Source organism: Curvibacter microcysteis (assembly GCF_028649455.1).
Taxonomy (GTDB): domain Bacteria; phylum Pseudomonadota; class Gammaproteobacteria; order Burkholderiales; family Burkholderiaceae_C; genus Curvibacter; species Curvibacter microcysteis.
Map to the genome: position 1 here is coordinate 13,897 of NZ_JAQSIO010000016.1, position 23,639 is coordinate 37,535.

Here is a 23,639-nt window from a genome sequence, read left to right on the forward strand (position 1 = left end):
CAAACCCCTTGATTTCATTGGCTTGTGCGGCATGTGCGGTATCAGCCCTTACACGGGCAGGCGGGCGGGCGCGCACACACACCCGTGCAGGTGCGCATGCACACACCCATCTACATACCGCACATACCGCACATACCGCACACGCCTTATTCCATGCGGGTTTGCGTGTTCCCGCATGCCGCACAACACACCCCACATACCGCACAAAGGAAAAGATGATGAGTGGCCAGCCTGAAAAGCGGGCCTTCGCCTGCACCCGCGACAACCTGCCCGAGTTCCGTGCTGCTGTTCGCCGCTGGCCTGAGCTCGATGCCTTGGTGAAAGACCTGCATTCCTCCGGCTACCTGCCCGGCTTGCGCGCCGTGCGTATCGAGCTCACAGGACCTTCTGAGGTGCTGGCCCAGGGGTTGGGTGCCATCGACTTCCAGAACGCGCCCAGCGCCCCGAATGGAGGCTCCCATGAGGCTTGATTTCAAGATCACCGGCTTGGACAAGGTCCAAAAGATCCTCACCCAGCTCAGCGGCGCCCAGGCCCGCGAGGCCTACGCCAAGGGCATCAACGACGCCGCATTCCAGCTTCGCGGCAACATGCAGGCGCAGATGCGTAGCGCCTTTGATCGCCCAACGCCGTTCATCGTCAGAAGCCCCTGGATCGAGCAAGCGACCCCTGACAATCTGCAGGCCTCCATTGCGCCTACCTACCGCCGCGATACCGCCACCACCGGTGGCAAGATCATCGTGGACCCCCAAAAGATCCTGCTGGCCCAAGAGCAGGGCGGCCAGCGCCGCGACAAGAAAAGCGAGGTGCTGCTGCGCCGCATGGGCATCCTGCCGGCGGGCTTCCAGATCGCTGTACCCAAAACCCCATTCCCTGGCAGCGTCGACAGTTACGGCAACTTCCGCGGCCCCTTCATGCAGCAGTTGCTCAGCTACTTCCAGGCCTTCCCGGAGTTGGGCTACAAGGCCAACATGACCGCCAAGCGCAAAGCCCAGATCGCACGCGGCACCCAGCGCAGCGCCGGCCGCCGCTACTTTCTGGCCTACGGCAAAGCCCGCACCCAAAGCCATCTGCGCGCCGGCATCTGGGCCGCCATGGGCCCGGGCGGGGTGGATGTGCGGCCGGTGGTCATGTTCGTGCGTGCCGGTAACTACACCCCCCGCATCAGCATGAGCGCCCTGGCCAACGATCCCGCCCTGCAGACCTACCTGGAGCGCCGTCTCCGTTTCCGCATCCGGGAGGCTGCAGGCGTATGACCGACCCCACCTTGACCCTCACCCTGGGCGAGTTCTGCGACCGCATCAACGTCAAGCGCAGCTACGGCACCCAACTGCGCAACGAGGGCCGCCTGGTCATAGCCCCGGACGGCAAGCGGGTGCTGGTGCAGGCCAGCATCGACCGCATCGAGGCCACCCGCGACCCCAGCAAGGCAGGCGTGGCTGCCCGCCATGCCGAGCAGCGCGGCGCCCCCGCCGATACTGGCCACCAGGTGGATGCCCCCGCCGCCGCCGCGTCCGCGACCGAGGCTACAGATGCCACCGATCCCGCCGCTGGCCTCTACGACTTCCAAAGCAGCAAGGCCAAGCGCGAACACTGGGCCGCTGAGCGCGAACATGCCCAGTACCGCAAAGAAGCTGGCGAGTTGATCGAGCGCAGCGTGCATGTCGCGGCATTTGCCTCCCTGGGGGCGCTGCTGCGGGCCAAGCTCGAGGGCTGGGCCGCCATCTTGCCGCCGCAACTGGTGGGCCGCGATGAGGCTGGCATGGCTGCCGCCATCGCCGAGCAGGTCGAGTACCTGCTGGGCGACATCAGCGCCGCAGCCCAGCGCCAGGCCCAGGCAGAGCAGGGTGACGCACCATGAGACTGGCCGAAGGCTTCTGCACCCCCGCCCACGGCTTGGCTGCATTCGCGCGGGCCGTAGCCCCTCGCAAGGCCATGTCCGTCTCGCAATGGGCCGATGTGGAGCGCAAACTCAGCAGCAAGGGCAGCAGCATCCAGGGCCAGTGGTCCACCGACCGCAACCCCCCGCTGCGCGAGCCCATGGACTGCCTCAGCGCCCGCAGCGGCGTGCGCGATGTGGGCCTCATGTTCCCCATCCAGTTCGGCAAGACCGAGGTGGCCATCAACGCTCTGGGCTACTGCATGGACCACGACCCCGCCCCGGTCATGGTCTGCTTGCCTGGCGAGGTGTCCATGAACAAATGGGTGGCCCAAAAGCTCAACCCCGCGGTGGACGAATCCCCCGCCATGAAACGCGCCCTGACCAGCGTGGCCAGCCGCGACAGCAGCAACACCCGCACGTTCAAGGACTTTGCCGGCGGCCAGCTCTACATTGAGCACGCCGGTAGCCCGGCCCGTCTCAAGTCCACCACGGTGCGCAAGCTCATCGTGGACGAGGTGGACGAGTTCGCCAACAGCCTCACCGGCGGCGATGACCCCCTGGACATGCTCAACGGCCGAACCTCGGCATTCCCCAGCACCTACCAGCGGCTGTACATCAGCACCCCTCAGATCAAAGGCATCAGCCGCATCGAGTTCATCTGGCTCAAGAGCGACCAGCGCCGGTACCACGTCCCGTGCCCGCACTGCCAGCACATGCAGCACCTCGAGTGGGCGGGCCTGCACTGGACCCCCGACCTCAGCCAGGTCTGGTACGTGTGCCAGGAGTGCGGCGCCCACATTGATGAGCACCACAAAACCGAGATGATCCGCCAGGGCCGCTGGATCGCTGGCAACCCGGGCGCCAAAACCCGGGGCTACCACATCAACTGCCTGTACTACCAGTTTGGCCTGGGCCCGCGCTGGGCCGATCTGGTCGAGATGTGGCGCGACGCCCAAAACGACCCTGCCAAGCTCAAAACATTCACCAACGACCGCCTGGCCGAGCCCTGGGAAGACGCCGCCATGCGCAACGTCAAGCACGACGCCATTGCCGACCGGGCCGAGCCGTACGCCCTGCGCAGCGCCCCCGCTGGCGTGCTGCGCATCACTGCAGGCGTCGACACCCAAGACAATCGCCTGGCCGTGCAGATCGTGGGCTGGGGTCGGGGCATGGCGTTTTGGGTGCTGGACTATGTCGAGCTCATGGGCGATCCGGCTCAAAACGAGGTGTGGGACCAGCTGGCCGACCTGCTCAACCGCCCCATTCAGCATGCCAGCGGTGCGCTGATGCGTGTCGAAGCCATGGCCAACGATGCTGGGGGCCACCGCACCGAAGACGTCAAGAATTTTGTGCGCAGCCGCCGCGTGGCCCGCCCGCTTTGCATCTTTGGTGCCGTGCCCAACAACGCCCCCGTCCTCAACAAAGGCAAGTTGCAGGACGTCAACTGGCGCGGCCAGCTCGACAAACGCGGCGTGCTGGTGCACCACGTCGGCACGGTAGCGGCCAAACACTGGCTGTTTTCTCGCCTCTCGACTGACGCCGACAAGGACCCCGCCAGCCGGGCCACCCATTTCAGCGACCAGCTGCCCGCCGAGTATTTTCCTGGCCTGGTCAGCGAAACCTACGACCCCCGCAAAAACCGGTTTGAGAAGCGCCGCGGCGCCCGCAACGAACCGCTGGACACCTGGGTCTACGCCTACGCCGCAGCTCACCACCAAGAGCTGCGCATGCACCGGTACACCAAGGCCGACTGGGATCTGCTCGAAAAGCGCCTGCAGGCCCGCGTGCAACCAGGCGCGCAAGAGCCCACCACCGATGTGCAAGCAAAGCCGACCGCCCCGGTGCAGCCCGCCGCGCCCAGCCGCACCAACCCCAGCGCCCGCCAATGGGCCCGACGCAACTCATTTGCCACCAACTGGAAACGATGACCCATCCAATCGACAAACCCAGCGCCAACCATGTGTCCCTGCTGGCTACGCGCGCAGCGGCCCACCCGCTCATGCAGCAGGCCGTCATCACCGCCATGACAGCGGTGTTGCCTCAGGTCATCGACAGCGTCATGAAAGACCTCTATGGCGGCCAACGCATGCGCGTCTACGTGGGCAAAGGGGGTGGCAATCGCACCGCTCGCCAGCAGCAGATCGAGCAACTGCTCAGCCTGGGTATGTCTGCCCCGGCCATTGCAGCCCAGGTCGGCTGCAGCGAGCGCACCGTCTACCGGATCGCCTCAAAGCGGTAACAACCCCGAAAATATCACCCGACTGACACATGGTGCCCCAATTTGTCAGTGCGGGCCCAGTATCCATGCGGGTTTGCGGGCGTTGACTGACACGTTGGTGCCCTATTTTTGGCAGAGCGTCCCCGGCAAAGTGGATGCCCATGGCCACAGGCATTCCCACCACCACCCGCGCCGGCGACACGCTGAATTTCAGCGTCATTTCGGCCGATTACCCGCCCTCGGCGGGCTGGGCGCTGGGTGTCAGCCTGAAGAACGTGGGCAACGCCTACACCGCCTCGGGCACAGCCTCTGGCGACGGCTACAGCATCAACATTGGCCCAGCCGTCACGGCCCCCTGGGTGCCTGGCCGCTACATGCTCAGTTGGTGGGTTTCTCGTGGGGCAGGCCTCACGCTGGAGCGCCACACCCTTGGTGTGCAGGCCATCGTGGTTTTGCCGGACGCCACCACCGCCAGCCCGAGCGATGGCCGCAGCTTTGCCCGCCGGGCCCTTGACGCCATTGAGGCCGTCATTGAGCAGCGCGCCGGCCGTGCCGACCTCGAATACCGCATCAACGACCGGCAGGTCAAACACATCCCCCCGCTCGAGCTGATGCAACTGCGCACCAAGCTGCGCGCCGAGGTCAAGGCTGAAGACAACGCCGCCACCTTGTCCGCCGGTGGCAGTCTGCCCAGCCGCAAGGTGTTTGTGAGGTTTGGCCGATGAGCACCCTCATGCAACGCCTTTGGGGCCGCCTCAAGCCCGCACCCACCGCCGCAGCCCCTGCTGCGCAGCGTGCGGTCGAGCCCACCTTCACCGCTGGTGGCAACTTCCGAGCGCAGCGCCGCAGTTTTGCCGCTGCCGAGGTCAACCGCCTGGCATCGTCGTTTGGCCGGGGCGACATTGCCATCAATGCCCTGCTCGAAAACGGCCTCAACCTCATGCGCACCCGCTCCCGCGAGTGGTCGCGCAGCACCGAAGAGGGCCGCCGCTTCCTGAGCCTGTGCCGCAACAACATCGCAGGCCCCTCCGGCATCGCCCTGCAAATGCGCTGTGGCGAGTACATCAAAGACGGCAAGGGCTGGAAGTGGCAGCTTGACGACGCGGCCAACACCGCCATTGAGCAGCACTGGCTCAAGTGGTGCAAGCGCGGCGGTGGCTGCGACATCACGGGCCGCCAGTCGTTTGCGGCCATGCTGCGCACCTTGGCCGAAACCTCACCCCGCGATGGTGAGTTTCTGACCCGCCGTGTGCGCGGCACCAAGGGCAATCCTTACCGCTACAGCCTGCAGTTGCTGGCCACCGACCGGCTCGACACCGCCTACCGCGCTGTGCTGAGCAATGGCCGCGAGGTCCGCATGAGCGTCGAAACCGACAGCGCCGGCCAGGCCACCGGCTACTACCTGCTCGAGCGCAACCCCAACGACAGCAGCGCGCTCACCAGCACTGGACAGTACCGCGTGCGTTACGACGCCAATGAGGTGCTGCATGGCTACGTCCAGATCGATGCAGAGCAACTGCGCGGTGTTCCCTGGGCCCATGCCGTCCTGATGGGTGCCGACATGCTGCACGGGTTTGAAGAATCCGCCGTGGTGGCCGCCCGCGTTGGCGCCTCCCACATGGGCTTCTACATCCCCCCGGAGGATCAATCCACCGACGCCGATGGCCAGCTGGGCAACGCCCGTGGCTCGCAGGGTGAGCTGTTGACCGACGCCGCGCCTGGCGCGTTTGAAGAGTTGCCCGCTGGCTACGACTTCAAGAGCTTCGACGCCAAATACCCCACCCAGGCCTTCGACCCCTTTGTGCGCAGCCGCAAAAAGGCGATGGCCGCTGGTTTGGACGTGGCCCACCACAACCTGACGGGTGACATGGAGGGGGTCAACTACTCCAGCGCCCGCATTGCTGAGCTGGCCGAGCGTGACAACTGGCGCGGCCAGCAAAACTGGCTCATCGAGCAGTTCGTCTACCCGGTGTTCTGCGACTGGCTGGAGATGTCTCTTTTGGCCGGCGCCATCACCCTGCCCAATGGCTCGGCCCTGCCGGTGGCCAAGCTGCAAAAGTTCATCGACGGCGTGGTGTTCCGTGGCCGCGGCTGGACCTGGGTGGACCCGCAAAACGACGTCAAGGCCAACCTGGCCGCCCTGGGCCAGGGCCTCACCACCCGCAGCCAGATCGTCGGCGCCATGGGTGGCGACTTTGAGGACAACGTGGCCGAGCTGGCCCGCGAGAACAGTCTGGCCGCCACGCACAGCGTGCAGTTCGGCCCCGTCGATCAACCCGCCGCGCCCGCCCCGGACGCAGGAGCCACCGCATGACCACCCCCACCAAAGACCTGCGCGCCGCCGGTCTGCAGCGCCGCGCGCTGACCGGCACCTTCCAGCGTGACGCCGTCAGCGTTGACGCCCGCACGGTGCAAATCGCATTTGCCAGCGAGACCCCCTACGAGCGCTGGTTCGGCATGGAGGTGCTGGACTGCAGCACCGGCTCCGTGCGCCTGGACCGCCTCATGAACGGGGCGCCCCTGCTTTTCAACCATGACCCCGATGAGCTCATTGGGGTTGTGGAGTCCGTATCCATCGGCCAGGACCGGGTCTGCCGGGCCACCGTTCGGTTTGGGAAAACCGAGGACGCCGATGAGGCCTTCGCACTCGTGCAGGACGGAATCCTGCGCAACGTGAGCGTGGGCTACTGCATCCATGCCTACCGGCTCGAGGGCGAAGCCGATGGCGTGGAGACGTACCGCGTCACCGACTGGGAGCCCATGGAGATCTCCATGGTGTCCGTGCCGGCCGACGCCACGGTGGGCGTTGGTCGCAGCGTCGACATCCAGCCCGCCACGCCCCCCCAACCTGCAACCGAAACCCAACCGCTCCAGGAGAGCCGCATGACCCAAACCGCTACCCCGCAGCCGTCGGTGACCCCGATCGCTGGCCCCTCCAGCGCCGATGCCGACGTGCAACGCCGCGATGCCCTCATCTCGCTGGGCGTCAAATACAAGGACTACGTGTCCATGAACGACGTGCAAGACGCTTGCCGCAGCGGCAAGACTGTCGATGAGTTCCAGGACGTGGTCATCGAGCGCCTGACCAGCAAGCACAGCGACACCCGCGCTGGCCACATTGGCCTGTCGGAGCGTGAAGCTGGCACCTACAGCATCGCGCGCGCTGTCAGCGCCATGATCTCTGGCGACTGGACCCAGGCTGGCCTCGAACGCGCCGCCAATGAAGCCGCCATGAAGCGTTTCGGCGGCTCCAAGGGCCTGCTGGTGCCTTTCGACGTGCTGAGTCGCAGCTTCACCGCTGGCGGGGCCACCACTGGCGCCCCGGTCATCGCCACCGACCTGCGCACCGACCTCTGGACCGATGTGCTGCGCAACCAGCTGGCCTTGGGCCGCATGGGCGCCACCATGCTGTACGGCCTCACCAGCGGCATCGACATCCCCAAGAAGACCGTGGGTTCCAGTCTGGGCTGGTTGACGGAAGTGGCCGGCGCTGCCAGCACCGACATCAACACCGCCAAGCTCAGCCTGAGCCCCAAGCGCATTGGCGCCTACATTGATTTCAGTAAGCAGGCGGTGATCCAGTCCGCCATGGCCGTCGAGCCCATGCTGCGCGCTGACATCAACAGCGAGCTGGCCGTGCGCATCGAAGACGCCGCCATCAACGGCACCGGTGCTGCCAACAACCCGCGGGGCATCCGCTTCACGTCGGGCATCGGCTCGGTCATCGGCGGCACCAACGGTGCGCAAATCGGCTGGAGCCACATCGTGGCCCTGGAAACGGCCTGCGCTGCCGCCAACGCCGAGCCCGACCAAACCGCCGGCTACCTGGTCAACACCAAGGCCCGCGGTTGGCTCAAGGGTGTGCAGAAGGCCAACGCGCTGCCGTTCGTGTGGGAGAACTCTGACAACCCCCTCAACGGCTACCGCGCCGCCGTCACCAACACCGTGCCGAGCAACCTGACCAAGGGTTCGTCCAGCACCTGCAGCTCGGTCATCTTTGGCAGCCAGTGGGACATGTTGGTGGTGGGCACCTTCGGCGCCGTCGAGATCCTGCTCGACGAGATCACCCAAGCCCCCAACGGGCTGAACCGTCTGGTGGTCAACGCCTTCGTGGATGCCGGCGTACGCCGCGCCTCCAACTTCGCCGTCTTTGACGACGCCCTGACCAGCTGATCAGGCCCCACCAACACACCGGAGAACACCATGTTCAACAACTCCCAAAGTCCCAAGCGCGTGGCCATCACCCTGGTCGAAAACACCGCCGTCGACGGCGAGCACATTGCTGCAGGCACAACCCTGCTGGATGTGCCCGGCGAACTGGCTGTCGAGCTGGCAGGCCAAGGCAAGGCCCGCCTGGCCACCGAAGCTGAAATCGAAGGCGCCGAGGGCTGATCGTCATGGCCATCACCGAGGACTTCGACCTGTTCTTCACCGACTTCGGTGCGGATGCCACGCTGGGCGGCCAGCCCGTGCGCGGCTTTTTCGCAGCACCCGGGGTGGTGAGCCAGGTCGGCGTCCACGGCATGGCCACGACCGAGCCCACGTTCACCCTGCCCACGGCAGCTGTGGTGGCGGTGCAGGCAGACCCCGTTGACCTGCCCCTGGTGGTTGGCGGCGTCCCCTACACCGTTGCCGAGCACCAGCCGGACGGCACTGGCATCAGCACCCTGGTGCTGCAACTGCCCAGGGGGCTGGCATGAACAGCGACGCCTTCGCAATCCTCAACGCAGTGGTGGCCATCCTGCAGGCCGACCCGACTCTCTGCGACGGCGGGGTGCATCGCAACCGCGTGCGCCCCATGTCCCAGTCTGTTCGGGCCTCGGTCAGCGTCTACGGCCAGGGCGAGGTCAACCAAGCCCCGGTCGGTCAGGGCGCACTTCGGGTGCAGGACACGTCGATTCGCTGCGATTGCTACGCCAAGCCCATTGGCGATCGGCCAGAGGATGAGGTCTGCGACGAGCTGAGCAAGCGCGTCCACGACCTGCTGATGGCCAACCCCAGCCTCAACGGGCTGGCAGGCCTCATCCACTTTGACCAGCGCAAGCCGGCCGAAATGGAAATGGACAACGAGGGCACCTGTTGCCTCTCGCTGAGTTTTGTGATCCGTCACGCCGCCCCGGCGGCAAACCTTTAAACGCAAGGAGCCATCATGGCAAACGCAATCTTCTGGAGCAACGTCGGCGTCGACGTGCAAACCGCCCTTGGCGCGGCCATCACCATCAGTGCCATCAGCAAGGCTGCCACCGCTGTGGCCACCTACGCTGGCAGCACGGCACCCACTGTGGGCGACTACATCGCCGTCACGGCCAATGGCATGTACCAGGTCAGTGACCGCATCTTCCGGGTGGCCAACGTCAACACCGTGGCCAAGACCTTTGAGCTCGAGGGCGAGGACAGCACCAGCTACGACTCGTTTGCCTCGGGCAGCTTTCAGGTCATCACCTTTGGCGCCAGTTTTGCCAACCTGCAGAACATCAACGTCAGCGGTGGTGAGCCTGAATTTGCCGATGTCACCACCATCCACGACAACGTCCGCAAGCGCGTGCCCACCATCGTCAGCCCGCTTTCGTTGTCGATGGATGCCATTTACGACCTGAGCGATGCAGGCTTTGTGGAATGCAACAAGGCCTACCGCGCCAAGGCCAAGCGCGCGATCCGCCTGCGTTTTGGCACAGGCGCCAAGATGGTTTTGACCGGCTATGCGTCCGCCTCTGGTGTGCCTACCGGCCAGGCCCAGGGCGTGGTGCAGACCAAGGTCAGCATCGAAGCGCAAAACATGCCCACGGTGTACGCCGCCTGATAGACGAGCCGCCCCGGGCATTTGCCTGGGGTTGTTCTCCATCCCCTTAAACCCGAACCAATCCCACCAGCCATGAGCGCCCAAACCCAAGTCATCGACGTTGTCGAGCCGTTCTCCTTTGACCTGCCCCCCACCTTTGACGAGGTGGTTGAGATCAGCCGCGCCGGTGGTCTGCCACCCCAGCGTCTGCCGGTGGTTTTCCGCTACCGCACCCGCAAAGAGCTCGATGAGCTGCGCGATGAATTGGCAGGCAAGTCCGACGCTGAGGCGCTGGAGGAAATGCTGGTTGACTGGCAGGTGCCGGGTAAGCCGTTCAACCGCGAAAACGCTGAAGAGTTCGCCAACAAGTTTCCGCGGGGCCCCACCGAGGTGCTGGAGACCTACTTCCGCGCGTATTGGACGGCGAAGGCAAAAAACTGAAAGCCTGCGCCCGCGTCATGGTGCGCGGCACGCAGGCCGTCGACCAACAGGCGGCCACCCGCCTGGGATTCGGAAAACACCTGGCTTTGTTGCAGCAAATCACCCGGCCCAAACCGCTCAATGTTTACCCAGACAACCAAACCCCGCTGGCCATATTCCGCCGCATGCAAACGCAGTGGCGGTATGCGCCTGCGGGCATGGGCGCTGCGCGCATTGTCGGCATGGATTGGTCGATACTTCCGCGCCATGAGGCCGCTCTGGGCCTCGATGAGCAGGCTCGCATCGCTGTGTTTGCAGACCTCGAGCTGCTGGAGTTGGCCTGGCTCGAAGAGCATGCACAGCTGGTGTCTGAGCAGCAGAGCAGGGGGTGAGCGATGAGCATCACCATTCTTGGGGTAAGGCTCACCCTTGAGGGCGCCGACAAGGTCGATGCCGACCTGCATAAGCTCAGCTCCAGCTTTGCCCAGACCGGGGTATCGGCCGCCCAGACCGCCGCAGCGATGCGCCAGGTGCCGGCGCAGTTCACCGACATCGTTACCTCGCTCCAGGCGGGCCAGGCGCCATTGACCGTGCTGCTCCAGCAGGGCGGGCAATTGAAGGACGCCTTTGGTGGTGTCGGTAACGCTGCGCGGGCAATGAGCACCTATTTGTCCAGCCTGGCAACGCCCATCAACCTCACTGCCGCTGCTGTCGCGGCGGTGGGCGTGGCGGCTTACCAGGGCGCGCAGGAGATGGCGACCTGGCGCAACGCCATGATTGCCAGCGGCAATTCAGTCGGCGCCACAGTGCAACAGTTCCAGGCTGTGGCAGACAGCATGGACAGCGTGGCCGGCATCACCAAGGGCAGCGCCACTCAGGCGTTGGTCACGTTTGCCAGCACCGGCAAGGTGGCCTCGGCCAACCTGGAGTCGTTTGCCACTTCGGCCATCCAGTGGTCGCGTGAGACTGGCGACTCGATCTCCGACATTGCCAAGAACTTTGCCGACTTGGCCAAAGAGCCGCTCTCGGCAACGATCAAGCTAAACGAGGGAATGAACTTCCTCACCCTGTCGGTTTACCAGCAAATCAAGGCACTGGACGATCAGGGCAAAACTGTCGAGGCTGCCAACTTGGCCCAGCGCACCTACGCTGACACGCTGGGTAATCGTGCGGCCGAGATGGAGAAGAACATCGGGGCCATCGAACGCAGTTGGCGGAATGTCAAGGCCGCCACGCTGGATGCCTGGGATGCCCTGAAGTCGCTCGGCAGAGATCCGACCATTGGTGAGCGTGCGCTGCCGCTTATGGATCGAATCGGCGATCTTGAAAAGATGAAGGCCTTCGGCCTTTTTTGGAATGAGGAGCGCGAAAAGTCGTTGCAGCTTGCCAAAGCTGAACTGGCCGAACTGGAAAAGGAATTCAACGCCAAGAACAAGATTGCTGCAGCTGATGCTGCTCGTAATACCTCGGTAGCCGCACGAATTCAGGCTGACAAGGACGGCCTCAAGTACCTGTCCGAAGAAGTCAAGATGCGGCGAGAGATCGCTCAGCAGCTTGAAACTTTGAATGCCGCCGGTGCTTCCGACGCCGAAAAGGCCAAGCGCGAGGCGGACATTCGGGCTAGCTACAACAAGAAAGGCCCTGCGGCGTCCAAAGAAGCCAACCCCTTCGCCGCCGACCAGGAGGCCGCCAAAGAGTGGGCCAAATACGTTCAAGAATTCAGCAAAGCCGCGGCTGATGCCGAGGCCAAGACCGAGGGACTGACCAAGAGCCAGGCTACCCTGGTGGAGTTCTTGCAGTCACCCGGCTACGCCAACATGCCCGAATCGGCCCGCCAGCTTGCGCTGGAGAAGGCCTACGCCGCCATTGCTGCGGAAAAACAGGGCGAGGCCGAGAAGGTGCTGGCCGCCCAGGCCAAAGAGGCCGCCAAAGCCTATGACGACACCTACGAATCGATCGTCAAACGCACGGACGCCATCGCCGGCGAGGCCGCAAAGCAGCGCGAGGCCAATGAAGCTATCGGCTTGAGTGCCTCCGCCATCGCAGCGCTGGAGGCGGCCCGCTTGGAAGAGCAGGCTGTGGCCAAGTTGGACCGCGCGCGGCTGGCCGATGAGATCGATTGGTCTGGCAAGCTGGGCGACGCCTACCGCGAGCAGGCTTCTGCGCTGCGCGATCTGGCCAAAGTGAAAGTCGACGGTGCTGCGGCAAAGGGCATTGCAGAAGCAGCCAAGGCTGCTGCCGACGAATGGAAGCGCACCTCCGAATCCATTGAACGCAGCATCACCGACAGCCTGATGCGTGGGTTCGAGTCCGGCAAGGGCTTCGCCCGGAACATGCGGGACACCCTGGTCAATCTGTTCAAAACGCTGGTCCTGCGGCCCGTCATCAGCTTCATCGTCAACCCTGTTGCCGCCGCAATCACCGGCTCCATGGGCCTGAGCACGGCCGCCAACGCAGCCGGCACGGTCAACGCGGTCACAACCGGCAGCAGCCTGCTCAGCGGCAGCGGCTATGTCAGCGGCGCGCAGTCAATTTTCAATGGCGGCAGCCGGCTTTTCGACATGGGCCTGGAAACGATGGGCCAGGGGATGATGGATATCGGCAACTGGGCTGCGCGCAATGCCACATCCCTCGAAACATTCGGCAACGGCCTGGGCTACGCCAGCGCGGCCATCTCCGCATTCAAAGGCAACTGGGGCGCGGCGGCGGGGGCTGCCATCGGCACGTACCTCGGCGGGCCCATCGGCGCCACCCTGGGTAACTTCCTGGGCGGGCTGATCGACAGCGCGTTTGCGGGCGAGTCGCGCAGCGGCGGCCAGTACGGCGTGGCCTACAACGGCCAGGTGGCCAACAACCGTCGCGGCGAGACATACCAGTACGTCGGCCAGCAGTTCAACCGGGACAACTCGACCGGCGTGCGCGTCACCAACGGCAAGTCCTATTTGATGGAGGCCGATGGCCTGGGCGCCACGGCTGATGCGGCGATCAATAAGGCGGTGGCCGGCGCAGCAGAGACGATCGACAAAACGCTGGCAGCCCTGGGCTCCAAGCTGCAGACGACTGGGTACTGGGCCGGGCTGGAGACCTCCGGCAAAGGCCGTGGCGGCGTGTTTGCAGGCGGCTCGCTCACCGGCGGCGTGGGGTTTGGTGAGTCCGGCAAGGGCGACAACACTGCCGGCACGCTGTACGAAAAGTGGTCAACGCAAAGCCCGGACGCGGCTACCGCGATGGCCAATTTCACGCTGGACCTCAAGCAGTCCGTGGTGCAGGCCCTGCAAGCGGCCACCGACATTCCGACGACCATCAAGACGATGCTCACGGATGACGCCGGCAAGCTGTTGGAAGTCGAGAGCATGACCGCCGAGCAGGTGGACGCGCTGCTCAAGTCCATCGACAACCAGATCATTGCGGTGCAGACCCTGCAGCAAGTGGCCGATATGCTGCCGCTGCAGAACCTCAAAAAGCTGTCGTTTGATGCGTCGTCTGAGCTGATCAAACTGGCCGGTGGCCTGGACACGCTCACGAGCCAGGCCCAGAGCTACTACCAGAATTTCTACTCGGCCAGCGAGCAGACCGACAACACCCTGGGCAACATCAAGACCTCGCTGAAGTCGGTGGGTCTGGAGTTGCCCACGACCCGCGACGGATTCCGCGCCCTGGTCGAAGCCCAGGACCTGAACACCGAAAGCGGCCGCAAAGCGTATGCCGCCCTGATGGCCGTTAGCTCCGCATTTGCCAGCGTCACGCCCGCTGCCGAGGGCGCAGCCAAGCGCACAGCTGCCGACATCAAGAGCGAGAAGGGCAATTTGCAGGACCAACTCGACCAGCTGACCATGTCCAACACGGACTTGTTGAAGAAGCAGCGCGAGGCCCTGGATGAGTCCAACCGCGCCATCTTCGATCAGATCCAAGCCGAGAAAAAAGCCCAGTCCGTCAAAGCCGAGCGCACCGGTTTGCAGGACCAACTGGATCAGCTCACGCTCACGAATGCGCAACTCCTGGAGAAGCAGCGCGCCGCCCTGGACGAATCGAACCGAGCCATCTTCGACCAGATTCAAGCTGAAAAGAAGGCCGCAAGCGTCAAGGCCGAGCGCACGAATCTGCAGGACCAACTGGACCAGCTGACCCTGACGAATGCCGAGCTGCTGGCCAAGCAGCGGGCCGCTTTGGACGAGAGCAACCGCGCCATCTTTGACCAGATTCAGGCTGAGAAAAAGGCGGCTGAGGTCAAGTCTCAACGCGCCTCCCTGCAGGACGAATACGACCAGTTGACGATGACCAGCGCCCAGCTGCTCGATAAGCAGCGCAACGCTTTGGACGAATCGAACCGCGCGCTGTTTGACCAGGTGCAGGCCCAGAAAAAGGCCAACGCCGTCGCCTCCGAGCGGGCCAGCCTGCAAACCCAGCTCGATCAGGCTCTGGGCAACACCGCCGCGCTGCGCGCTGCCGAACTGGCCAAGCTGGACGAGAGCAACCGTGCCCTGCAGGAGCGCATCTGGGCCATTGCCGACGCCCGCGCCGCTGCTGATGCTGCGTACTCTGCGCTGGAGGCCTCGATCAACAAACAGCGCACAGCCTTGCAGCAGACCGCCAGCATCGCCCAAGAGGCGGTCAGCACGATTGGCAGCATCTACGAGACGCTCAAGAGCAACGTCGCCGACCTGTACAACAGCGTGGCCAGCACGCAAGGGCAGGGCAAGGCGGCTGCGCTGGATTTCATTGATCAAGTGCTGACCGGCGCCCAGGCCACCGGCTCCCTGCCCGATGGCCAGGCTTTGACCGATGCCATCGCCGCTGCTCGCAACGGCCTCAGCGACAGCAACACGTTTGCCAGTGCTTTTGAGCAGCAGCGCGCCCAGCTCGTCCTGGCCGGCAAGCTGGCCGACCTGCAGACCATTGCGGGCGTCCAAAAATCGGTGGCGCAGCAGCAGCTGGATGCGGCCAATGACCAGCTCAGCAAGCTCGATGACACGCTCGCGTATTGGAAGCAGCAGCTCGACATTTCCAACGGCACGTACAAAGCAACCCTCAGCGTGGCTGATGCGATCAAGGATCTGAGCGCCGCGATCCTCAAAGTCAACGCCGCCACGGGCACGGGCAGTGGCTCTACCAGCAGCGGCAGCGCGGGCTCCACTTCCGGCGGCACTAGCGGCGGTTTCAGCGCTGGGCCTGGGTCGGGTAGCGCGCCCACGGCTCTGACCGGCGAAGAGGCCAATCTTGCCTCCATCCGTGGGTATTTCCTGGCCACCTATGACCTGAGCAATCGGGCCGGCAGCCTGGCCAAGATCGCCCAGACCGCCAAGGAATACAACGTCACGCAGGCCCGTCTGGCCAAGGCCGTGGGCTGGAATGAGGACGAGATGCAGCGCCTGTTTGCATCGGCCGGCATCCCCGCATTTGCAGTGGGCACCAATTTCGTCCCCCGCGACATGCTTGCCATGATCCATCAGGGCGAAGCCATCGTGCCCAAGGCGTACAACCCCGCCGCCAACGGCGTGTTGCAGTCCGATGGCCAGGTGGCGCAGCTGCTGTCTGCACTGGTGGCACGCGCAGAGGCTGCAGAGGCTCAGCTCGCGGCTCTGGGTGGGCAGCTGGCGGAGTTAAACAACCATGCGAAGCGCACAGCGGACGCCACCAACGGCAATGCCGAGGGTGGCCCGCAGCGCGTCCGAATTGTGGGAGGGGCCTGACCCATGTCTGCCTACATGCTCGACTCTGTGGACGTCACCGATGCGGTGTTGCATTCGTCCTCCATTCCCATGCCCGACAGCGGTCAGGGCGAGTTCGACTGGGTGTCCGGCGCTGTGCATGTCATTGATGACTTGCGGCTCGACCCGGTGGACCACCTGGTGTACTCGTGCGTCAAGGATCACACCGGCCGCGCTGTGCGGCCCGGCCTGGATGCTACCTACTGGCTGCTCAAAGAGGCCAGCAACCGGTGGCGCATGTTTGACGACAAGGTGATGACCGACAGCGTCGCAACCGAGTCCATGACGGTGGTGCTGCGACCTGGGTTCATCAACGCATTGCAGGCGTACAGCCCGGTGGGCGCGGCCATGCGGATCGTCTATGAGGACGCCCCGGGCGGTGCTGTGCTGCGCGATGAAACCATCTCGCTGCAAGAGCCGCCAGTGGACTGGTACGACTGGGCCTTTGGCCAGATCCGCCCGCTGGAAAACGTGCTGTTCAAAGACCTGGTGCCGTACCCCAACGCTCAGATCACGGTGACCGTGACCGCAGGCCCTGACAACCCCGTGGGCCTGGGCAAGCTGCTGGTGGGCGACCTGATCCCGCTTGTGGATGAAAACGACGCGGCAGGCCCTGGCGGTGTGGGTGACGGCCCCACGGCTGAGCCTATTTCGCACAGCTATGTCGATATCGACCGCTGGGGCAACACCCGCATCGAAGACGGCGCGTCCAGCACTGATCTGCGGTTCACCTTGCTGATGCCCACCGTCAACGCGGACTACGTGCTGCAAGTCACGCGCCGCCGGCTGAACAAACCTACTTCTTGGATTTTGAGTGACCGCCCTGGCTTTCGGGGGCTGAACTCGTACGGCCTGGGCGCTGTGACCGTCAAGTACGGCACCACGCGCTCTGAGGCCTCTGGTTACGTGAAAGGGATGATCTGATGTCTGCAACACCCCCCACCAGCCTGACCAGCATGCCGGATTCCCCGGACCGTGCTGACCGGTTGACATTCTCAGCGCGCTGCACCGCGCTGTTCGACTTCCTCAAAAACACGGGCATTGGCGAATGGCGCGCCATGATGGCCAACGTCTACGCCAATGCGCTCGACGCCCTGGCCAGCGCCGTATCGGCCTCATCCAGTGCCAATGCTGCCCAGGCCAGTGCCAATGCCGCGCAGGCCCTGGTCAATGCCGCCAAGTGGGTGCCCGGCGCGTACACAGCGGGCCAGGCCGTTTGGTCGCCCGTTGACCTGCTTACTTACAGGGCGCGTGTTGACCTAGCCGCGTCCAGCGTGGACCCCTCCAGCGATCGCCCCAACTGGGCCCCCGCCCAGGACAGCGGCCTGCCTGCCCAGCGCATCACGGCAAACACATCTGCCCAGGTCGGTCTGCACTACGTGTTTGCCGCCGGTGGCATCACGCTGACATTCCCTGCCTCGCCCGCCGTGGGCGACCGCATCGGCATCACCAATGCCTCTGGCACGGCCACCTGCCTTGTGGACCCCAACGGCAAGAAATTCAAGGGCAACAGCACTGTGATGAAGCTGGACGACTTGGCTGCGTCGGCGGTGCTGCGGTACGCCAACTCCACTGATGGATGGATCAAGCAATGAGCACTTTTTCGGCACTTTTCGGCGGCGGCGGTACGCCTGCTGGCTATACCCAGTCGGGCGTCCTGACGACCTCGCAGACCGTGGCCGTCCCTGACGGCACCAAGCGCATTGAGGCGCTTTTGGTGGGCGGCGGCGGTGGTGGTGGAGGTAGCAACACCGGCGGGGGTAGCGGCGGCGGCGGCTTCGGTGGCGCGCAAATTTTCCTGATTCCCCTGCCTGCTGCAGGACAGTCGCTGGCTGTGACGGTAGGGGCTGGTGGCGCTGGTGGCGCCTCTGGTCAGCCCGGCACCCGTGGTGGCACAACGTCGGTTGCTGTGGATGGCGTTGAGCTGGCCCGCGTGGGCGGTGGTGGTGGCGGCGCTGCAGCCGGTGCATCCAACGCAACGTCCGGGGTTTTGGGCGGTGGCGGCGGTGGCGGTGGCAGCACGCCCGGTGCGGGCGGTGTCTGTGCCAGCAACCTGCCGATCTGGAGTCTGCTGGACGGCGCGGGCACGGCCAGCCCTGGTGCTGGCGGCGCAGGCGCTGCAGCCGGTGGCATGCCCAGCTACCCCGGCGGCGGCGGTGCTGGCGGCGCAGGAACCGCGCCTGCCCAGCTGGGCGGCGGTGGTGGCGGCGGTGGTTATGCCGGTGGTTCGCTGTCGGCCGTGACTGTTTGGGGGCTGACCGGCGGTGCTGCGGGCGTAGCTGTTCCTGGCGGCGCCGGGACTGGCGGGGGCGGCGGTGGTTTGTTCGGCGCCGGTTCGGGCACCACTGGCGGCGCTGGTGGTGGTGGTGGCGCAGGCCTGAACACCGGCGCAGGCGGCAACGGTGGCGCAGGCGGCGTTGTCTTCCGCTTCTACATCTGACGGGAGCAAACCATGCGATTCGCAATCATCGAACACGGCCAAGTTGCCAATGTGGCTGAGGCCGAAGAGGCCCTGGCCCCCAACTGGGTGAAAACCGACACCGCCGGCCCTGGCTGGCTGTACGACGAGGCCACGGGGGCGCTCTCTGCGCCGCTGCCCGCTGCACCCGCTATCCCCCAGGCCGTCTCCATGCGCCAAGCCAAGCGCGCATTGCTGGCTGCTGGCCTGCTCGACGCCGCCGACCTGGCCATTGTCAGCATCCCCGACGACACCGCCCGCCGCGCCGCACAGATCGACTGGACGACCTCGACCGAGGTGCGCCGCGACTGGCCCCTGGTGGCCGCAATTGCCCAGGCGCTGAGCCTGACGGATGAACAAATAGACGCGCTGTTTGTGAGCGCGTCGCAACTTTGAACACAGAAAGGAAGCGCTATGGAACCCGGTGACAAGACAATTTCGGTGCTCGATGCACAGACTCAGAAACGCCTCAAATTGATGCCTGACGGCACCTATGCCGAGGTCGTGGCGGTGCAGTTCACAATGGATCCGACGGAACACGCTGTCGAGCACCGAGCCATGGCGACAGGAGGGACGCTGATCACCAATGATGAGCTGGCGGCGCAGCTGGCGGGGCTGGGGGTGGGTTATGTCCCGCCGTTGTCAATGCATCTGCTCGCTCCGAGCGCGGATGTCCCAACGATTTCGTATTCGGCTTCGTCCGGGTGGGGCGCGCTGGGTATTTATGCAACCGATGCGCGGATTACTTACTGGGGATCTGCGCAAGGCGTCGCGCCCGATAATACAAACGGGTTTGGGCAGATGAAGAGCCTTAGCACATCACAATATGTGGGTGCTCTGCCGTTTTTCCACGAATACGGTTTTGATGGCGCATCGCTGACGATTCGGGCCGGAGTCGATTCGGGTAAACAAAAATTCTTTGTCTGGGTCGATGGCCAGTTGGCAGCGACTAGCTCCGCTGCTTACTCAGCAACGGCTGGTACTACCGACATTGTGCTGACGTTCGGAGCGGCAAAACCTCGCTTGATTACGTTCCTAAGCACATGGGGGCCGCATGTCATAACGCCCGGCGCAGCAACGAATACATTGTGGAAAGTCACCCGCCCAAAAGGGCGGCGGGTTGCGTTTGTTACTGACTCATGGGGCAGCATGGACCAGGGTGATGCCCTGGACGGTTGGGCGTACAAGCTGGCCCTGACGGCTGGTTATTGTGACATCATCCCCAGCGGACAAGGGGGCACCGGGTATTACGCGTCGGGCACTGCCGGGCAGGGGCGGCGTAGTTTTGCGGCGCGGCTGCACGATGAGGTTTTAGTGGCCTCGCCAGACGATATTTTCGTGGGCGGATCAATCAACGATTTGCCATCTGCATTGCCTGGCGTTGACAGGTCTTTGGTCACTGCAGCAATCACGAGTTTCTATTCTCAGATCGCCGCGTCCGCTCCTCGTGCTCGTGTTTATTCGTTCGGCGTGCAATACGTGCGGCCCGATTTGACTGCAACATATGCGGCACTTGAGGCCGAGTTTGCTGCGGCGACAATTGCATATCCGTCTGTGCAAAAAATATCAACACAGGGCTGGCTGACTGGGACCGGCAATGCGTCTGCTCTTGCTGGCGATGGAAATCGTGATGTGTATCGAGATTCGACACTAGATCACTGCACAAACGCTGGCTACGCATACTACGCCCGGCGGGCGCTGCAATCGTTTACTCGGGTTAATTCTGTGGTCTAACCCAACACTCACAAAACCCCGCCCACCATCGTGGGCAAACCCCACAACTCAGCCCGCCATGTGCGACCCAGCCATGAACGACACACCTGAAATACAAACCCCTGAGTACGTCGGGCCTGAGCGCCGCCGCTCGGTGCGCGACTGGCAAGAGTCCGTCGAGCGCCGGTTTGCTGATGGCTCGGAGACGATGCAGCGCCTGGCCGAGGGGCTGGCCGAAAACACCGAGTCGACAAAGCGCACGGAGACCAACACCGCCGAACTCGTCGAGATGTTCCAGGCGTTCAAAGGCGCGTTCCGCGTGTTCGACATGATCGGCAGCCTGGCCAAGCCCCTGGGCTACATCATCATGTGCGCGTCCGCGATCTGGGGCGCTGTCGTGCTGATCAAAACCGGCGGGGGCCACCGATGATCGACAAGCGAAAACTGATCATTGTTGGCCTGGCCACGGCGATTGCAGCGCCTGCTGAGGGCCTGCGCACGATGGCCTACCGCGACCCAGTTGGCGTGCCAACCATCTGTTTTGGGTCCACAAAGGGCGTCCAAATGGGCGACACCGCCACGCCTGTGCAGTGCCGACAGCTGCTCACGGCTGAGATGCTTGAGGCTATCGACCAGGTCGACCGCTGCGTGCCCGGCCTGCCCGTGCAGGTCGCGGCCGCATTTGCTGACGCGGCATACAACCTGGGCCCCACCATCGTCTGCGACCGCACCCGGTCAACCGCCGCGCGGCTGCTGGCTGCTGGGCGTCTGCGCGAGGCCTGTGAGCAACTCCTGCGCTGGGACCGCGCACGCGTCGCCGGTGTCCTGGTCGCGCTGCCCGGGCTGACCAAGCGCAGGGCGGCTGAGCGTGATCTGTGCATGCAAGGGGTGGCCCCATGAACCTCACCCTGATCACATCCCTCACCGCCGCCACCCTGGCCGCCGCTTGCACCTGGGCATTCGAGGACGCCCGCCACCGCGCCGCCCTGGCCGAGCTGCGTCTGGATCAGTCCACCGCTGCCATGCAGGCCCAGGCCACCGCACGCGCGGCAGAGCAGTCGATCACCCGCAAATACACGGAGGCCCTGAATGCAGCCCAAACCCGCCAAGCGACTCTGCGTGCTGACGCTGACAGCGCTCGCGCTGAGTCTGAGCGCCTGCGCGAGCAAACCGCCGACGCAGGCCGCCGACTCGCCACAGCTCCCGCCCCCGCCGTCATTGAGTACGCCACTGCCGCCGGCGAGTTACTCGCTGAGTGCAGCCGCAGCTATCAAGCGCTGGCGGCAGCGGCTGACGGGCATGCCAGCGATGTCAGAACCCTGATTGACGCATGGCCGCGTAACAACCCCGAGGAATGAACATGACAACCACCGTCCAACAGCGCGAAGAGTTGCTGACCTTTTTCTGTCCGGGCTGCAAAACAACGCACTCGATCCAGCACGGCTCGGACTTTGGCCCGAACTGGTCGTGGAATCTGTGCTTGGAGCGGCCGACGTTTCAGCCGTCGGTGCTCGTGACTTACGACGGGGCTGATGCAGGGCGTGATGGCGCTCCACCAGTCAGGTGCCACACCTTTGTGACCGATGGCCGCATCCAGTTCCTGGGCGACTGCACGCATGAGCTGGCTGGCCAAACCGTTGACCTGCCAACGTTCCCGGTTGAGTCAGCCAAGTGATTGCCAGGCCTGACCGGGACGGCCCGCCCCAGACCAGGCGGCAGATCAAGCGCCAGGCGCAGAGGCAGGCCGCGCTTCCGCCTCCCAAGGACTACCCGGAGCGGGAGGTGGCGCCGTGGAAGCCAATGGGGTGATGTGAAAAAGCCCGCCAGGGCAGGGCCGAGGCGGGCTTGAGGGTGGCCGTCAGGCCGTGGTCAGATCACAGCAAGCCGCGGCGGACTCCGTCGATCAGGCCCAAACCGGGGCGGAAGCCGAAACCTTGGCTGGCTCCATCGATCTGGCCGAGACCAGGACGGAAACCAAAGCCGAGATCGGCGGAGGGAATGGACCCCAGACCAACCTTCTGCTGGAAGCCCGGCTTCGGGCGGTGATGCACGTTCAGCATCGGGTCGTAGGTATCAATCAGGGCCTTCTCCAGCTTGTCGCGCGCCGATGCGTCGCGCACGATCAAGGCCAAGCGGTGATCTGCCCCCAGCAATTCAGCCTCTTCCCACCGCTCGTGGTTGGAGAACCGGCTTTTGAAACTGTCAGCCTGGCCGATGTAGAGGTGGTGCATGCTCCCATCAGCGTTGCGCTTGGCGAACATGTAGACCCCGGGAACATCGTTCCAGTTGATCTGCTGGTTGACCGGGTGGCACTCGAACAGGTGTTCGGTTCCCTGGTTGGTTGCTACTAAACAGGAGTTCATTTCATTTCCTTTAGATGAACAAAATCCCGACCTTTTCAACGCGCAACATCTGTGGGAACATAAGCGTCTTGCTACGGAGGCATCTGTTCTTTCAGGTGTCACCAAGCCGGGTCGGTTTCGGCTCGGTTGGGAAGGCCACGGTTCCAGCCGTGGCCTTTTCATTTTGGACACTACATCTAGTGTTCGCGGCAATGCTAAAGCACTACCGGTAGGGTATCAAGTTGACTGCTTCGACAGGCTCAACTGTAAGTGATACCGCCATCATGGATCGATCGCGCTTTGAATCCGGCCCGCATAAATCATGGCTGAGCCTTTCCTTGCCCTGCGCCATGAGTGCCACTAAGTCATTGAAATCAATGGGATTTTGCTTGGCGAAGAGGTGGTGTCCACGCAGAAGGTATTGATCTTTTGGGTGTCGCTTTTTGCAGCTTGATGCCTATTGAGTTGTCGTACTGCTCGTCATCTTTGTCGTCCAGTCTCTCGCGGCGCTTGACGTCTTCGAGCTCGCTTTGGATGTGTACTTAGTCCGCGTCATCATCCTCAGGCGAAAACCCCGTGATGCTATTGATCTGAACGCGGGCCAGCAGCTGTAGCGCCACCACCTCATCCCACACGCAGAGCCACGACTGCCGGCATTTCGTGGCCCGGCCTTTGGTCGTCCTGGACGTGATTTCAAACCCTGTGATGTGCATAGCCTCGCCGCGGATCTGGACGACCCGGGCAAACTCCAGCGGCTGAGTCAGGTCCAGGCCAGCAGAGTCGATCAGGCGCGCGCGCAGGCGGGGCTCATCGGACGAGGCCGGCAGCAGCTGCAGATCACCCCGCAATGGCGATCGCAGTGCGGGGTCTGAGCCGGGGATTCGCTGGCCGCCGGCACGGAGTCGGTAGATGATGAATTGCACTGTGTATTTATACAGCAATGCAATCAAAAAAAAGCCACCTCGGGGGTGGCCTGTTTCTTCAAAAGCGGAACATCACGGTGAACGGATGCGGAACGTTTTTTTGCTCTTACCCATCAATCGAACGCAAGTCGTTGATTTGTAATGGTGCCCGGGGCCGGAATCGAACCGGCACGCCTTGCGGCGGGGGATTTTGAGTCC

26 protein-coding genes are annotated in these 23,639 nt (G+C 64.0%); 24 read left to right on the forward strand and 2 right to left on the reverse strand.

The genetic code is table 11. The features are described from left to right. The first annotated feature begins 218 nt into the window (after positions 1–218). The 24 genes from PSQ39_RS21390 to PSQ39_RS21505 all read left to right on the forward strand — a co-directional run bounded on the left by PSQ39_RS21390 (position 219) and on the right by PSQ39_RS21505 (position 21,851). Positions 219–470 (forward strand): hypothetical protein, encoded by a 252-nt coding sequence (locus tag PSQ39_RS21390; protein ID WP_273929668.1) that lies wholly within the window; start codon positions 219–221, stop codon positions 468–470. After that, a complete protein-coding gene (locus PSQ39_RS21395) occupies positions 460–1,254 on the forward strand; it encodes a hypothetical protein (protein ID WP_273929669.1) in 795 nt (264 codons plus the stop codon). Before PSQ39_RS21390 ends, PSQ39_RS21395 begins: the two co-directional genes overlap by 11 nt. Next, complete coding sequence (locus PSQ39_RS21400) at positions 1,251–1,859, forward strand: hypothetical protein (protein ID WP_273929670.1); 609 nt, start codon at positions 1,251–1,253, stop codon at positions 1,857–1,859. The genes PSQ39_RS21395 and PSQ39_RS21400 overlap by 4 nt, the downstream gene beginning before the upstream one ends. Next, the gene (locus tag PSQ39_RS21405; RefSeq protein WP_273929671.1) at positions 1,856–3,808 is read left to right on the forward strand and encodes a phage terminase large subunit family protein; all 1,953 of its coding nucleotides are present in this window, start codon (positions 1,856–1,858) and stop codon (positions 3,806–3,808) included. Before PSQ39_RS21400 ends, PSQ39_RS21405 begins: the two co-directional genes overlap by 4 nt. Then, positions 3,805–4,119, forward strand: a complete 315-nt coding sequence (locus PSQ39_RS21410; protein ID WP_273929672.1) for a helix-turn-helix domain-containing protein — start codon at positions 3,805–3,807, stop codon at positions 4,117–4,119. Before PSQ39_RS21405 ends, PSQ39_RS21410 begins: the two co-directional genes overlap by 4 nt. Positions 4,120–4,259: 140 nt before the next feature. Beyond that, positions 4,260–4,823 (forward strand): hypothetical protein, encoded by a 564-nt coding sequence (locus tag PSQ39_RS21415; RefSeq protein ID WP_273929673.1) that lies wholly within the window; start codon positions 4,260–4,262, stop codon positions 4,821–4,823. Positions 4,824–4,831: 8 nt separating this feature from the next. Then, positions 4,832–6,412, forward strand: a complete 1,581-nt coding sequence (locus PSQ39_RS21420) for a phage portal protein (protein WP_273929674.1) — start codon at positions 4,832–4,834, stop codon at positions 6,410–6,412. Continuing rightward, positions 6,409–8,271 (forward strand): phage major capsid protein, encoded by a 1,863-nt coding sequence (locus PSQ39_RS21425; RefSeq protein WP_273929675.1) that lies wholly within the window; start codon positions 6,409–6,411, stop codon positions 8,269–8,271. Before PSQ39_RS21420 ends, PSQ39_RS21425 begins: the two co-directional genes overlap by 4 nt. 30 nt (positions 8,272–8,301) lie before the next feature. Beyond that, positions 8,302–8,490, forward strand: a complete 189-nt coding sequence (locus tag PSQ39_RS21430; protein ID WP_273929676.1) for a hypothetical protein — start codon at positions 8,302–8,304, stop codon at positions 8,488–8,490. 5 nt (positions 8,491–8,495) lie between these two features. Then, on the forward strand, positions 8,496–8,798 hold the full coding sequence (locus PSQ39_RS21435; RefSeq protein ID WP_273929677.1) for a head-tail joining protein: 303 nt from the start codon (positions 8,496–8,498) through the stop codon (positions 8,796–8,798). Next, positions 8,795–9,232 carry a hypothetical protein gene (locus tag PSQ39_RS21440; RefSeq protein ID WP_273929678.1) on the forward strand — a complete coding sequence of 146 codons (438 nt, stop codon included), beginning with the start codon at positions 8,795–8,797 and terminating at the stop codon, positions 9,230–9,232. The genes PSQ39_RS21435 and PSQ39_RS21440 overlap by 4 nt, the downstream gene beginning before the upstream one ends. Before the next feature lie 15 nt (positions 9,233–9,247). Next, positions 9,248–9,898, forward strand: coding sequence for a phage tail tube protein (locus tag PSQ39_RS21445; RefSeq protein WP_273929679.1), 651 nt, complete (start codon positions 9,248–9,250; stop codon positions 9,896–9,898). Positions 9,899–9,970: 72 nt separating this feature from the next. Further along, positions 9,971–10,318 (forward strand): phage tail assembly chaperone, encoded by a 348-nt coding sequence (locus PSQ39_RS21450; RefSeq protein WP_273929680.1) that lies wholly within the window; start codon positions 9,971–9,973, stop codon positions 10,316–10,318. A gap of 17 nt (positions 10,319–10,335) precedes the next feature. Further along, the gene (locus PSQ39_RS21455; protein WP_273929681.1) at positions 10,336–10,689 is read left to right on the forward strand and encodes a DUF1799 domain-containing protein; all 354 of its coding nucleotides are present in this window, start codon (positions 10,336–10,338) and stop codon (positions 10,687–10,689) included. Between the two features lie 3 nt (positions 10,690–10,692). Continuing rightward, positions 10,693–15,987 (forward strand): phage tail length tape measure family protein, encoded by a 5,295-nt coding sequence (locus PSQ39_RS21460; protein WP_273929682.1) that lies wholly within the window; start codon positions 10,693–10,695, stop codon positions 15,985–15,987. A 3-nt stretch (positions 15,988–15,990) separates the two neighbouring features. Beyond that, positions 15,991–16,929 carry a hypothetical protein gene (locus tag PSQ39_RS21465; RefSeq protein WP_273929683.1) on the forward strand — a complete coding sequence of 313 codons (939 nt, stop codon included), beginning with the start codon at positions 15,991–15,993 and terminating at the stop codon, positions 16,927–16,929. Continuing rightward, on the forward strand, positions 16,929–17,600 hold the full coding sequence (locus PSQ39_RS21470) for a hypothetical protein (RefSeq protein ID WP_273929684.1): 672 nt from the start codon (positions 16,929–16,931) through the stop codon (positions 17,598–17,600). Before PSQ39_RS21465 ends, PSQ39_RS21470 begins: the two co-directional genes overlap by 1 nt. Next, complete coding sequence (locus PSQ39_RS21475) at positions 17,597–18,445, forward strand: glycine-rich domain-containing protein (RefSeq protein ID WP_273929685.1); 849 nt, start codon at positions 17,597–17,599, stop codon at positions 18,443–18,445. The genes PSQ39_RS21470 and PSQ39_RS21475 overlap by 4 nt, the downstream gene beginning before the upstream one ends. Before the next feature lie 12 nt (positions 18,446–18,457). Next, positions 18,458–18,859, forward strand: a complete 402-nt coding sequence (locus PSQ39_RS21480; RefSeq protein WP_273929686.1) for a hypothetical protein — start codon at positions 18,458–18,460, stop codon at positions 18,857–18,859. 18 nt (positions 18,860–18,877) lie between these two features. Continuing rightward, positions 18,878–20,197: a hypothetical protein gene (locus PSQ39_RS21485; RefSeq protein WP_273929687.1), complete on the forward strand. Its 1,320-nt coding sequence runs from the start codon at positions 18,878–18,880 to the stop codon at positions 20,195–20,197. A gap of 73 nt (positions 20,198–20,270) precedes the next feature. Next, the gene (locus tag PSQ39_RS21490) at positions 20,271–20,606 is read left to right on the forward strand and encodes a hypothetical protein (RefSeq protein ID WP_273929688.1); all 336 of its coding nucleotides are present in this window, start codon (positions 20,271–20,273) and stop codon (positions 20,604–20,606) included. Continuing rightward, complete coding sequence (locus tag PSQ39_RS21495) at positions 20,603–21,076, forward strand: lysozyme (protein ID WP_273929689.1); 474 nt, start codon at positions 20,603–20,605, stop codon at positions 21,074–21,076. Before PSQ39_RS21490 ends, PSQ39_RS21495 begins: the two co-directional genes overlap by 4 nt. Next, positions 21,073–21,534 (forward strand): hypothetical protein, encoded by a 462-nt coding sequence (locus PSQ39_RS21500; protein WP_273929690.1) that lies wholly within the window; start codon positions 21,073–21,075, stop codon positions 21,532–21,534. Before PSQ39_RS21495 ends, PSQ39_RS21500 begins: the two co-directional genes overlap by 4 nt. Positions 21,535–21,536: 2 nt before the next feature. Then, the gene (locus PSQ39_RS21505; RefSeq protein WP_273929691.1) at positions 21,537–21,851 is read left to right on the forward strand and encodes a DUF6527 family protein; all 315 of its coding nucleotides are present in this window, start codon (positions 21,537–21,539) and stop codon (positions 21,849–21,851) included. 199 nt (positions 21,852–22,050) lie between these two features. On the opposite strand, the gene PSQ39_RS21510 is transcribed toward PSQ39_RS21505, so the two are convergent. Continuing rightward, entirely contained in the window at positions 22,051–22,539 is a 489-nt protein-coding gene (locus tag PSQ39_RS21510) for a hypothetical protein (protein WP_273929692.1), read from the reverse strand. Between the two features lie 521 nt (positions 22,540–23,060). Then, positions 23,061–23,468: a hypothetical protein gene (locus PSQ39_RS21515; RefSeq protein WP_273929693.1), complete on the reverse strand. Its 408-nt coding sequence runs from the start codon at positions 23,466–23,468 to the stop codon at positions 23,061–23,063. Between the last annotated feature and the right edge of the window lie 171 nt (positions 23,469–23,639).